Here is a 12666-nt window from a genome sequence, read left to right as displayed (position 1 = left end):
TCTACCAGTGGATAGATGAAAGAAAAATCAATGGCCGCTTCGAGCTTTCTTACAAGATGGTTTTGTGGTACAAGTTGGTCAATCGTAATCATCTCTAGTTGATCGCGTTCGTTTCCTTGGTTTTTCGTCATCATATCCATTCACCTCAATGTTTATTTAGCAAGTAGTTGATTGTAGTGCAGGTGGCGACTCCTGCGGGAAAAGCGTGACGGCCGATACCCCGCAGGAGCGAAGAATGAGCGACGAGGAGGATTGGCCCACGCCCGCGGAAAGCGTCCACCGAAACGGAAATCAACTGACTCTATTCCTAAGACTATTAATTATATTTTAAAAGAAAAAAGACTGTAGGCAAACTCGAAATTTATCGAGTTTGTCTACAGTCTGAACACTCGCTAATCTTGAGCGAGTGTTTTCTTCAATTTAAACCTTTATTGGACTTTCGCTAAATGACGAACGATTTGACCATAGTGCCCGACTACATGCTTAACAATTAAATGATCGACTAAGAAGGATAATGGTTTACCGTCAAAGTTTGGGTTATAGCTTGGTGCTGTTTTTTCTAAATCAGCTTCTGTAACTTTTCCTAGTGCCGCTTCTACTTTTGGTACTAGATTTTGAAGTCCAGTGATGCACTCGTCTACTTTAAGCGCTGCAACAACACCTTCTTCTACCGCTGCTAAACGACGTACATGTTCATGGTTACGTCCCCATTTTGCACCAGGAACGACTAATAACGCTTCTAAGTCTGTTACCCAGAAATCCACCGCTTCTAGAACATGAGATACAATTTGCATCGCTGACCATTCTTCTGTAGATGGTTTTACATAAAGCGTTTTTTCGTCCGTATTTTTTAAAACGGTAACGATGTCTTCAATACTTTGTTTAAATTCTACAACTTTTTCATTAATCACAGCTGATGTCATGTGATACGCCTCCTCAAAATTACTAATAGTGAACTATCGACACTTTAATGATAAACTATAATTTGAATTAATAATAGAAAATTTATATGTTAAAATTGATATTATTTGAATTTTCTAAAGAAATGCGGCGCGGGCTCGCCCAACCGCGAAAACCAAATAAAAAATTGAAAGGAATCAACATCATGAAGAAATCGCCATCAACTATTGGATCACTTGTTCATGCGATCAAGATTATTGATATTGTCGCCAAAAGTGAATTTCCTTTAAAATTCACAGAAATACAAGAACTTTCTGGTATTTCGAAAAGTAATCTTTACAAATATATTAATACTCTTTCACAAATGGATCTGCTATACCGCGATAAGCAAGGACATATTTCATTAGGTTATAAATTTCTTGAATATGGCAATGCTGCGCTGAAAAGTAACGACATCGTGACCAAGCTAACACCATATTTTAAAGAAATTAGTAACTTAACCAATATGTCGACTTCTCTAACGGTTTGGTTAAATGATACACCGGTGATTACAAACATTTGGAATACAAATTATGGTTTAAATATTGGTGCCCAAACTGGTACAAAGCTTCCACTGCTATCTGCAGGAGGGAAAATGTTTGCAGCCTTTGGGAATAACGATGAAATTAAACAATGGATACATAATGAAATGAAGAATCATCCAACTTTAGACGCCAAAGCTTTCCAACTAGAATTAAAAGATATCCGTCTAAAGAAAATCGCCTTTGCGAAAGAACCACTTGTTAATCATGTTTCATCCTGGAGCTTCCCTATTTTGAATTACAAAAATGAATTAATTGCAGCTGTGGCGATTATCGGCTTCACCGAAGATGTTCCACAAGATCATTCATCGCCTCTTGTTCAACAAGTGTTAAAATTAGGAAAAGAAATGTCTTCTGTCTACGGATATAAAGAAAATGAAATAACTTTTTAGCATCTAGATTAACAGGTCGATTCCATATACATTCTAAAACCTTATACAATTATGAGAAAGAATAAAAATGCGCTAGAGTTTGGCTCTAACGCATTTCTTTTTTTGCGTAAAATTATTTTACACGTGTGTAGTTTTTGTTGAACCATCCATACAGGAAGTCTACAACGTTATAGTCAGTTGCTTGGTGTTTTTCAAAAATATGGTTACGAAGTGCAATTGTAATTGGGTCTTCTGCATGGATGATTTCTCCCCATTTACGTGCAGTTGTTTGTACCATTGCAGAACGTGGAATACGAACTTCTTGGTAAGCTTTGAATGCTTCTTCGTAAGTGTCATGTTCTTTTAATTTTTCACCTAATACAAATGCATCCTCTAAAGCTTGAACGCCACCTTGTGCTAGATATTGAAGCATTGCATGACCAGAGTCTCCTAATAGAGTGATATTTCCTGTTGTCCAGTTTTCGATAGGATTACGGTCAAACATTTGCCAACGGAATTGACGGTTAATGAATTTTAATGCGTTTTCTACTTGTGGATGACTACCTTCGAAACGACGAGTTAGCTCTTCTGGAGTACCCCAGTCTTCTACAGATGTATCATATGATTTAAATACTACTACTTGGTTGTATAGTTCACCACGACGAACTGGATATTGAACTAAGTGTAAGTTTGGTCCAACCCACATAATTACATCATCTAAATCAAAGTTATCATTTCCTGCGATTTCTTCAATTGGAAGAGTACCACGGTATGCTACATATGATGAGTTTACTGGTGCATCTTCAATAAATAATTTACGAAGGTTCGATTTTACTCCATCTGCACCAATTACAGCTTCTGCAGTAAACTTCTCACCGTTTTGATTAATAATTGTTGCAGTCTCGCCATCTTGTTCTGCAGTTTGAATGATTTGATTTGTAAAGAATTGGATATTACCTTTCTTTTGACAAGCTTCATAAAGAACTCTGTGTAAGTCAGAACGGTGTAAAACGATATATGGCTGACCAAATTCTTTTTGGAAACCTTCACCTAGGTCAAGTGTTGCTAATTCTTTAGCTGTATATACATCTTTTAATACTAAGCGTTGTGGTAATACCGCATGTTTTAATACTTCTTCTTTAACACCTAAGCGATCTAATACTTCTAAAGCATTTGGTGCTAATTGAATTCCTGCGCCTACTTCTCCAAATTCTGGTGCTTGCTCAAACACAGCTACAGATTTATTTGTTTCATTTGAAACCGATAAAGCTGCTGCTAAACCACCGATTCCTCCACCAACTACAATGATATCGCTTACATTACCCATATTATATAACCCCCAATAGTTTATTTTTGTCTACAAATAGAGAACTGTGTTTCCCTTATATAAAAACTGTATAACATTTTATAATATTCCGTCAATAGAAAATTTAAAAAATTTGAAATTACTAATAAAGTCAGATTTTAGATTATATTTCTGCTATAATATCCAAAATCATATAATTAGGGTGAGAAAGAATGACTACTGAAAATAAGCCGGCTGTAATTCAATCATTGCAAATTGGATTGAATATATTAGAAATCTTAGCCAAAGAAAAAGAACCACTGAAATTTACAGACATTCAAAATCTGACTTCCATGACAAAAAGCAATCTATATAAATATTTATCTACTTTAAGTCAGTTTGGTATGATCTATCGTAATCCACATACAAATACATACATACTTGGCCATAAACTCGTTCAGTTAGGAAACGTTGCGTTAGGACAATCTTCTATAATAGAAGTTGTCATTCCTTATTTTAAAAAAATAACGGAACATACAAGCCTTACTGTTTTATTAGCCGTTCCTTCTATGCAGGGACCACTCATCTCCTATATTGCAAGTGCTGATTATGGAATTAACATCGGTGCGCAAATGGGGACCCATTTACCACTCGCTTCTTCTACTGGTGTCGTTTTCTCAACTTTCGAAAAGGATATTCATTTGAAGGATTGGGAAATACAAGAGCTATCGAACTTTACCGAACGTGAAATAGAACAATTTAATATAGAAAAAGAAAAGACGCGTGAATTATTTTTTGCTTCAAAAACTGAACCATTAATTCAACATATCTCTTCTTTTAGTGTTCCAATATTAAACTTTAACAACCAACTTTTAGGTGCGATTACTGTGGTCGGTATAACAGAAACCGTTCCTAAAACAGTGGAAGACCCAATCGGCCAATACGTTTTACAAATTGCAAAGGAAATTTCCCAGTACTACGGTTTTACAAAATAAAGTGAAACTTCAATCCGTGGGGGTTTTCTTCATCCCCCACGGATTGTTAGTTGCACCAATCGGGCTTTTACGGGCAGTTGATCTCCCACCTATCCTTTTTGTTTTACTTAAGTCTTGAGGTGGGAATCCTTACTGCCCGTTAATGCGGGATAAATTCTAAATTTAAGAGCATTAAGTTCAAAAAGAGCTTAATGCTTTTTCATTTTTTCTCAACTCACATTTAAATAAGTTCAAAGCAAATAATTATTTTTCTGAAAACAAATAATATTGACATTCTTTTTAAAACCTATTAATCTTTTTATATAAATAGTGAACAAAATTTTTCATTAGTGAAAATTAGGAGGCCAACAATGAAACTTATAAACTATACAGCAGCAGGATTTACACGTGCAGGTGCAATCGTTGATAACAAAGTAATCGACTTAAACTACGCTTACCAAGCACAATTAAAAGCAGAGGGTAAATATCGTTTCGAGCAAATCGCAAATGCATTTGTACCTAACAATACAGATGAGTTATACCAAGGCGGTAAAGAATCATTACAACTTGCTCAAGGTGCGATTGATTTCATTCTAGCAAATCCAGAAAGTTTTAATAAACAAGTCATTTTCAACATTGAAGATGTAAAAGTTGAAGCACCAGTTCAAAAACCTGGGAAAATTATTTGTGTTGGTCATAACTACCGCGAACACATTTTAGAAATGGGCCGTGAATTACCATCAAACCCAGTTATTTTTGCTAAATTTGCAAATACAATTTTAGGTCCAGATGATGACATTCCATTCTACCCTATCTCTGATCAACTAGACTACGAAGCAGAGTTCACTTTCGTTATCGGTAAACAAGCGCGTAACGTTTCTGAAGAAGATGCTCTTGATTATGTAGCTGGTTACACAATTACAAATGACGTTACTTACCGTGATATCCAACGTCGTACACTTCAATGGTTACAAGGTAAAACTGTTGATGGAAGTGCGCCAATGGGTCCATACCTAGTAACTTCCGATGAACTACAAGATCCATCTGGTTTAGATGTTGTGTTAACTGTTAATGGCGAAGTTCGTCAAAAAACGAATACTGCAAATCTAGTATTCGATGTTAAGAAACTAGTATCATTCTTATCAAACTTAATGACATTAGAGCCAGGTGACGTTGTATTAACTGGTACTCCTGGTGGTGTAGGTGTTGCAATGAACCCTCCAACATTCTTAAAAGACGGTGACGTTGTTCGCATCGAAATCGACAAAGTTGGAGCTCTTGAAAACAAAGTAAAAGCAACAGAAGTAGTAGCAACTGTTTAATGGGTTGAATGGGTTGAGTAGTCTTGGTACTACTCCCCTTTCTTTATAAAAATAGCGTTCATAGAAAAGGAGAATGTTAAATGTCTGAAATGAGCCAAGAAGTTAAAGAGTTTATGAAAAGTTCAATTGTAACCGATTACACAAAAGATATTCAACAATACAACTTAGGTCCACTTTGGGAAGCTATTCCTGAAATTATGAACCATACGCCAAAGCCACAAGCGGAAGCCTATCTTTGGAGCGATGAGTTAATTAAAAAGAAAATGTCTGAAGCTGCAGAAATCTTCACTCCAGAACGCGGTGGTGAACGCCGTGCGATTTACTTCCAAAACCCAGGTTTAACTTATCGTCAACCATGGGGCTGGGCTTCTACAACTCAAACGATTTACGCAGCAGTTCAAATGCTATTACCTGGTGAAAAGGCTCCTTCTCACCGTCATTCTCAAAATGCTATGCGCTTTATCTCTGAAGGTTCTGGTGCTTATACAGTTGTACAAGGCCAACGTATTTTCATGGAAGAAGGCGACTTCTTAATCACGCCAAAAGGCTTATGGCATGGTCATGAACATTTAGGAACAGAGCCAATGATTTGGATGGATGCGTTAGATATTCCAACTGTTTATGCAATTGGTGGTACTTTCTTTGATCCATATGAAGGCGGATTACAAGAACCAAATATTCCTGATAACTTTACAGAAAAACGTTACCGTGGTGGAATGGTGCGTCCTTTAGGTGACGATAAATTCACAGTTGCTCCACTTGCAAACTATAAATGGGCTCGTACTGTTGAAGGAATCAAAGGCTTAATGGAATTCGATCCAAACCCACACCATGCATTTACGGTGGAGTATATTAACCCATCTACTGGTAAATCAGCGAATCCTACATTAGGAACTCGCATGCAACATTTACCGAAAGATTTCCATACAAAAGCATTACGTCATACGCATTCTACTGTTTACCAAGTTCATCAAGGTTCTGGTTACTCAGTAATCAATGGTGTTCGCTTCGACTGGAAAAAAGGCGATTACTTCGTAGTGCCAAACTGGGCTTGGTATGAGCATGTAGCAAGCGAAGACTCTTACCTATTCTCTGTAAACGACCTGCCAATTATGGATCGTTTCGATTTAGAACAAGAGCAATTCTTAGAAGAAAATAACGGTCACCAAAAAGTAACTGGTGAATTTAAAGCAGCATTCCGTTAATTATTAATCTTTTAAATATGGGTAGAACTCAGAGCACAAATCTGATAGTTCTACCCTTTTTATGTAGTTTCTCTAAGTAGAACCTTTGTTTAGAATAATAACATCATTTTAAATTTTATAATTTTTCTAAAATTAGTAATTGACGATAGTGTGACATTTTTATATTATATGTGTAACTAGTTTACTATTTGAAGAATCTATTTTAGGGGAAAACGTTTATTTCTTGTTATTTTGGGGAAAAAAGTAGAAATCATTCTATCAGTAGAAATCAGAAAATATTAAATTATTAAATAGTAGCTAGCAATATTGTTATACTAATATTTGGTATTTAGACTAATAGGATCAGTTGAATACATAGTATTTTGTTATTTTTTTGCAACCTATTTAGTCTCTATATATAAAAAAGAAACAAAGGGGGACTTCAAATGAAACTTAAGAAGTTTATGTTTATGTTAATTATGACAGCGCTTGCAGTTGTACTTGCTGCTTGTGGTGGGGACAAAGAAGAAACAAGCTCAACGCCAGCAGAAAGTGGTAAAGAGAGTGGTGGAGAATCTCGTACATTTAAAATTGCACACGTTGTTCAAGAATCTCACGTGTGGAACGCTACTGCTGTTAAATTTGGTGAAGAATTAGAAAAACTTTCAGATGGACGTATGAACGTTCAAATCTTCCCTGCTTCTCAATTAGGCGCTGAAGCAGATATGGTACAACAAATTGAAACTGGAGCAGTAGAATTCGGTTTCCTTACAAATGCTTATATGAGTACTCGTGAAGACTCATTAAACTCTTGGTTCATGCCTTACCTATTCAATAACTTAGATGAAGCTGTTGCAATGCGTGAATCTGAAGAAGCAAAACAAATGTTAGAATCATTAAGTTCTCAAGGTTTACTAGGACTTGACTTTATGTTCGCAGGTAACCGTCACGTTCTTATGAAAGACGGCTTTGCTGAAACTCCTGAAGATTTAAAAGGTAAAAAAATCCGTATCATTGGTAGCCCAGCGATGCAATCTTACTGGGAAAAAGTTGGTGCTGGTCCAGTAGCTATGCCATTACCAGAAGTTTATACTTCTTTACAAACTGGCGTAATCGACGGTATTGATATTGACTTAGATGCTTTAGTAACTGAAAAATATTATGAAAATGCAAAATATTTAACTTTAACAAATCAAATGACATTCCCAACTGTAATTGTAGTAAGTCAATCTGTTTTTGATCAATTACCAGCGGAAGATCAAGAAATCGTTAAACAAGCTATGAAAACTGCTGTTGATTGGGGCGTACAAGAAGCTGTTGCACGTGAAAAAGCAAACTTAGAAACGCTTAAAGCTGCAGGTGTTGAAGTTTTAGAAGATATTGATAATGCCCCATTCCAAGCTGTTTCTGACGAAGTGAAAAAAGAATTCTCTGATAAATCTGAGATCGTAAAATCATTTATCGAAACAGTTGAAAGCAAATAATCTATTAATCTTGTAAGTGTCAAATTAGAATGGGACTTTCTCACTTATTCATAACAAGCTGAGAAGTCCCGTTTATTCCTTATCATCTAGAATTTCGAATATTTTAAAACGATAGAAGGTGTAACTTTGAAAGTAATCAATAAAATAAGCGACATAATATTTAGCATTGAAAAAGTGTTAGCAATCCTACTTGCTTCAGTGTTGCTCATTTCATTAGCAGCAGGAGTACTTTTCCGTACATTAAAGTCTCCCCTATTCTGGTCAGATGAGTTAGCAATCTTTTGTTTAATTTGGATTACGTTTATCGGTGGTAGTATGGGTCTTAAAACAAATGCTTCTCCTTCCATTACAATCGTAACGGACTTACTACCAAAAAATGCGAAAAAGGTTATTCTAGTTCTAAGTAACTTAATTTTATTAGTATTTGTTGGTTATCTATTATTCTTAGCTTACCAATGGATTTCAATGCCAAATATTATGGTTCAAACATCAACAGCCATGAATATGCCAAAACTGTACTTTTACTTAAGTATTCCTGTTAGCTTTATATTTATGGTAATTCATGTCTTTAACAATTTACTTCTTTCATTCAAAACAGTTGACGAGGCGGGTGACCTAACGTGACAATTGCTCTAATTGCATTTGCTATTTTGCTACTTTTAGGTGTACCAATCGCCTATGTTTTAGGGATGACAACGGTTATTTATATTTTTGCTACAGATAATTTAGGGTTAGTTCTAACAGTTCCACAACGTTTATATTCAGGGATGGAAAACTACGGACTACTTGCAATCCCGCTATTCATGCTTGCTGGGGAATTAATGAACTCTGGTGGTATTACAAAGCGATTAGTAAACGTTGCTAAAACGTTCTTTGGTCATTACCGTGGAGGTTTAGCATATGTAAACGTTATTGCGAATACGATGTTAGCGGCCATTATTGGATCAGCCACTGCACAAATCGCTATGATGAGCCGTACGATGGTTCCTGAAATGGAGAAAGCAGGTTACTCAAAGCCGTTTAGTACTGCTACAACAGCTGCTGCTGGTCTTTTAGGTCCAATTATCCCACCAAGTATGATGTTTATTATTTATGGTGTTGGTTCCGGTGCTTCCATCGGCGATATGTTCATGGCCGGTGTAATCCCTGGTTTATTATTAAGTCTTTCATTCATTTGTATCATTGCATTTATTGGAATGAAAGCTCAATGGCCGGTACAGAAAAAGGCTTCAGGAAAAGAGATGATGACTTCTCTTATTAAAGTTTTACCTGCCCTATCAGTTCCAGTTATTATTATTGCTGGTATTTTGACAGGTGTGTTCACAGCAACTGAGTCTGCTGCGATTGCCTGTGTTGTTGCAGTGATTGTTGGTTCTTTAGTGTATCGCGAATTAAAAATTTCCTCCATTCCAGGAGTTTTATCACAAACAGTAATTACAACAGCTGTTATTACAATCCTTATTGCAATGGCGAACATTTTTGGATGGATGTTATCTTTTGAGCAAGTACCACAACAAATTGCTGCATGGATGGTAAGCTTATCAGATAGTCCAATAGTATTCTTACTACTGGTTAATATTTTCTTACTATTAGTTGGTATGTTTATGGATGGAATTGCGGCGTTAATTATTTTAGTACCAATCTTTATGCCGTTACTGCCTACATACGGAGTAGATCCAGTTCACTTCGGTATTATCATTTGTATTAACTTAACAATTGGTATTTTAACACCTCCTGTAGGTTCAGGATTATTTATCGCTTCATCGATTACGAAAGTATCAATTGGTAACTTAGTAAAATCTTTATGGCCATTCTTAATCATCGCGCTTATTGTGCTGCTTCTATTAACTTATATTCCAGCACTATCTTTATGGTTACCAGGTTTATAATAGAATAGTAGAAGAAAATGCAACTCTTTCTAAAACACCTTCTTTTATAACAAAAGCCCAAGATCACCTTACTAAGAGGATTCTTGGGCTTTTATATCTACGTTTAGATTACTCCTAATTCTTTACCAACACGCTCATAAATAGCCAATGCATCATCTAACATCGCTTTTGTATGAGTTGCGATAGGCATGTTACGAACACGTCCAGTACCTTTTGCTACTGTTGGGAACACGATTGCCTTTGCATATACTCCTTCTTCTACAAGACGTTTAGAGAAGGTTTGCGTTAATTTTTCGTCCCCAATAATACAAGGTGTAATCGGTGTTTCCGAAGCACCAATATTAAAGCCTAATTTCTTCAATCCTGCTTTAAGATAGTTCCCATTTTCCCACAACTGGTCATGAAGTTCTGTAGAGTCCATAATCATCTGTAAAGCACGCGTAATGGCTGCCACGTCACCTGGAGTCACAGCTGTTGAAAATAAGAATGGACGAGATCGAACCTTTAACCAGTCAATTAAATTTTTCTTGCCTGCAACGTATCCACCAACGACACCAATAGCTTTAGAAAGTGTACCAATTTGGAAATCAATTTCTTTTTCGAGACCAAAATGTTTAACCGTACCCTTCCCTTTTCCAGTAACCCCAGAACCATGAGCATCATCAACATACGTAATTAAATCAAATTCTTTCGCGATTTGTACAATTTCAGGTAACTTCGCAATATCTCCATCCATTGAGAACACGCCGTCTGTAATGACCATAATTTTATTGTATAGTCCAGATTCTGTTGCGTCTTTTGCTTTTTGACGTAGATCTTCCATATCCGAATGGTTATAAGCAATGATTTTTGCCTTTGATAAACGACACCCATCGATAATCGAAGCATGGTTCAATTGGTCCGATAAGATGGCATCATTTTTATCCATAACTGCTGAAATCGCCGCCATGTTACAGTTGAAGCCCGATTGATATGAAATCGCACTTTCCGTTCCTTTAAATTCAGCTAGCTTCTCTTCTAATTTCACATGTAAATCAAGTGTACCATTAATTGTGCGGACTGCTCCTGCACCTACACCATATTGATCAATGGCTTCTTTTGCTACCTGCTTTAACTCTTCATTTGTAGCTAATCCAAGATAGTTGTTTGAAGATAAATTGATTAATGTTTTGCCATTCACTTTAATCGTGGGACCATTCGCACCTTCTACGGCATCAATTTCATTATATAAGCCCTGTTCATGTAAGCCTTGTAAATTTTCGTTCAGAAATGTATCTAAAATTTTAGACATGACTTCATCTTCCTTTCGCTTAGAAGTTAGTTCGATTTTAGCATAAGTAGCAGTAAGTATGCACTTGTATATCGGTCATTATGTAAACTATTATGTTATGTATTCTCTCTTATGGTTATATAGTTTTCATAATCAATTTCCTACGATTAATTGTCTTATCTTTAAATGATTATTATACTAGGATTGATAGCTATATATCACATTATCCAAAGAAATTAAATAGCTTTAACATAAACAATCATCTATTTATAGAAAGTAGTGTCAGTATATCCGTTTCCATTATCGCAACAGTCATTCTATACTATTACTTGGCTTTGTTTGTTTTGTTTCCTTTAGAATTGTCGTATTTAATTTCGTATTCAAGAGAAGTAAACGTCCCCTATCCATGTTTTACGATATTACACTATTCCTTGCGACTACCCTATGGATAATTGGTATTCGAGATATCATACGGCTCCACTATGAATTAACAACACTTTGATTTGCTATCGTACTTTATTTAGTTGCAATTTGTGATTTTTGCTATAATTTTCATTTAGTTAAGAAATTAAAAAAGATCGGAATGAGTGGCTAGTTTGGATTCTCCTGTATATTCGTTGATGAATATACAAAGCATATGCTGTGTGTAATTGTTGTGAATACAAAATGCACATGAATGTGTATCAGTCTTATGAATGAGATAAAATATATTTTCAAAATTTCCAATATAATGCAGAAAAAACCACTGAAATAATTTTCAGTGGTTTTTTGCCTAGCAACGTCCTACTCTCACAGGGGGAAGCCCCCAACTACCATCGGCGCTAAAGAGCTTAACTTCCGTGTTCGGTATGGGAACGGGTGTGACCTCTTTGCCATCATCACTAGACTATTTAGTTGATTAATATAAAACTGGTGAGCCATGAAGGACTTGAACCTTCGACCCTCTGATTAAAAGTCAGATGCTCTACCACTGAGCTAATGGCTCTAAAATAATATGATAAGTAATTTAACTGCTCTTCATAAATTTTAGAAAATGGCTGGGGTACCAGGATTCGAACCTGGGCATGACGGAATCAAAATCCGTTGCCTTACCGCTTGGCTATACCCCATTAATATATAACTATTTTCGTGAGGTAGCTAATTGGAGGCGAACCCACGATCAACTAAAATTTAAAGAATGGTGGAGGATGACGGGCTCGAACCGCCGACCCCCTGCTTGTAAGGCAGGTGCTCTCCCAGCTGAGCTAATCCTCCTGGGTAGTTATTGAAATTTTCATTCTTTCAAAACTGGATAAAGACATTGATTGCGTATTCAAGATTTGGTTAAGTCCTCGATCGATTAGTATTCGTCAGCTCCATGTGTCACCACACTTCCACCTCGAACCTATCTACCTCATCGTCTTTGA

At 36.2% G+C, this 12666-nt stretch carries 10 protein-coding genes, 3 tRNA genes and 2 rRNA genes; 7 read left to right on the top strand and 8 right to left on the bottom strand.

Annotated elements, in window-relative coordinates; all coding sequences use genetic code 11:
• Positions 1 to 428 precede the first annotated feature (428 nt).
• A complete protein-coding gene (locus tag EK386_RS19310) occupies positions 429 to 923 on the bottom strand; it encodes a DinB family protein (protein WP_126660815.1) in 495 nt (164 codons plus the stop codon).
• 182 nt (positions 924 to 1105) lie between these two features.
• Between EK386_RS19310 and EK386_RS19305 the strand changes: the two genes are divergently transcribed.
• Entirely contained in the window at positions 1106 to 1873 is a 768-nt protein-coding gene (locus tag EK386_RS19305; protein ID WP_126660814.1) for an IclR family transcriptional regulator, read from the top strand.
• 112 nt (positions 1874 to 1985) lie between these two features.
• Here the strand turns inward: EK386_RS19305 and EK386_RS19300 are convergent, their stop codons facing one another.
• On the bottom strand, positions 1986 to 3179 hold the full coding sequence (locus tag EK386_RS19300; RefSeq protein ID WP_126660813.1) for an FAD-dependent monooxygenase: 1194 nt from the start codon (positions 3177 to 3179) through the stop codon (positions 1986 to 1988).
• A 191-nt stretch (positions 3180 to 3370) separates the two neighbouring features.
• Here EK386_RS19300 and EK386_RS19295 point away from each other — a divergent pair, with 191 nt between their 5' ends.
• The 6 genes from EK386_RS19295 (at position 3371) to EK386_RS19270 (ending at position 9990) form a co-directional block, all read left to right on the top strand.
• Positions 3371 to 4132, top strand: coding sequence for an IclR family transcriptional regulator (locus EK386_RS19295; RefSeq protein ID WP_126660812.1), 762 nt, complete (start codon positions 3371 to 3373; stop codon positions 4130 to 4132).
• Positions 4133 to 4482: 350 nt separating this feature from the next.
• Positions 4483 to 5433, top strand: a complete 951-nt coding sequence (locus tag EK386_RS19290) for a fumarylacetoacetate hydrolase family protein (protein WP_126660811.1) — start codon at positions 4483 to 4485, stop codon at positions 5431 to 5433.
• 80 nt (positions 5434 to 5513) lie between these two features.
• Entirely contained in the window at positions 5514 to 6638 is a 1125-nt protein-coding gene (locus EK386_RS19285) for a cupin domain-containing protein (RefSeq protein ID WP_126660810.1), read from the top strand.
• A gap of 425 nt (positions 6639 to 7063) precedes the next feature.
• On the top strand, positions 7064 to 8101 hold the full coding sequence (locus tag EK386_RS19280; RefSeq protein WP_126660809.1) for a TRAP transporter substrate-binding protein: 1038 nt from the start codon (positions 7064 to 7066) through the stop codon (positions 8099 to 8101).
• Positions 8102 to 8227: 126 nt separating this feature from the next.
• Complete coding sequence (locus EK386_RS19275) at positions 8228 to 8725, top strand: TRAP transporter small permease (protein WP_143964889.1); 498 nt, start codon at positions 8228 to 8230, stop codon at positions 8723 to 8725.
• On the top strand, positions 8722 to 9990 hold the full coding sequence (locus EK386_RS19270; RefSeq protein WP_126660807.1) for a TRAP transporter large permease: 1269 nt from the start codon (positions 8722 to 8724) through the stop codon (positions 9988 to 9990). Before EK386_RS19275 ends, EK386_RS19270 begins: the two co-directional genes overlap by 4 nt.
• Positions 9991 to 10093: 103 nt before the next feature.
• On the opposite strand, the gene EK386_RS19265 is transcribed toward EK386_RS19270, so the two are convergent.
• From EK386_RS19265 to EK386_RS19240, 6 genes are all read right to left on the bottom strand, one after another.
• Positions 10094 to 11281, bottom strand: coding sequence for a glycine C-acetyltransferase (locus tag EK386_RS19265; RefSeq protein WP_126660806.1), 1188 nt, complete (start codon positions 11279 to 11281; stop codon positions 10094 to 10096).
• Between the two features lie 749 nt (positions 11282 to 12030).
• A 5S ribosomal RNA gene (rrf, locus tag EK386_RS19260) occupies positions 12031 to 12146 on the bottom strand.
• A 24-nt stretch (positions 12147 to 12170) separates the two neighbouring features.
• Positions 12171 to 12245 (bottom strand) — tRNA-Lys (locus tag EK386_RS19255).
• Positions 12246 to 12294: 49 nt separating this feature from the next.
• Positions 12295 to 12369 (bottom strand) — tRNA-Gln (locus EK386_RS19250).
• 69 nt (positions 12370 to 12438) lie between these two features.
• Positions 12439 to 12514, bottom strand: a tRNA-Val gene (locus EK386_RS19245).
• Between the two features lie 65 nt (positions 12515 to 12579).
• A 23S ribosomal RNA gene (locus EK386_RS19240) occupies positions 12580 to 12666 on the bottom strand; the annotation flags it as partial.

This window comes from Lysinibacillus antri (assembly GCF_003977595.1).
In the GTDB taxonomy this organism is placed as follows: domain Bacteria; phylum Bacillota; class Bacilli; order Bacillales_A; family Planococcaceae; genus Ureibacillus; species Ureibacillus antri.
This window is presented reverse-complemented; position numbering and strand designations above follow the sequence as displayed.

Excerpts from the sequence above, each read along its gene's own strand:
- EK386_RS19295 (WP_126660812.1), top strand. The coding sequence starts at position 3,371 with ATGACTACTGAAAATAAGCCGGCTGTAATTCAATCATTGCAAATTGGA.
- EK386_RS19305 (WP_126660814.1), top strand. The coding sequence starts at position 1,106 with ATGAAGAAATCGCCATCAACTATTGGATCACTTGTTCATGCGATCAAG.
- EK386_RS19280 (WP_126660809.1), top strand. The coding sequence starts at position 7,064 with ATGAAACTTAAGAAGTTTATGTTTATGTTAATTATGACAGCGCTTGCA.
- EK386_RS19290 (WP_126660811.1), top strand. The coding sequence starts at position 4,483 with ATGAAACTTATAAACTATACAGCAGCAGGATTTACACGTGCAGGTGCA.
- EK386_RS19300 (WP_126660813.1), bottom strand. The coding sequence starts at position 3,179 with ATGGGTAATGTAAGCGATATCATTGTAGTTGGTGGAGGAATCGGTGGT.
- EK386_RS19310 (WP_126660815.1), bottom strand. The coding sequence starts at position 923 with ATGACATCAGCTGTGATTAATGAAAAAGTTGTAGAATTTAAACAAAGT.
- EK386_RS19265 (WP_126660806.1), bottom strand. The coding sequence starts at position 11,281 with ATGTCTAAAATTTTAGATACATTTCTGAACGAAAATTTACAAGGCTTA.
- EK386_RS19285 (WP_126660810.1), top strand. The coding sequence starts at position 5,514 with ATGTCTGAAATGAGCCAAGAAGTTAAAGAGTTTATGAAAAGTTCAATT.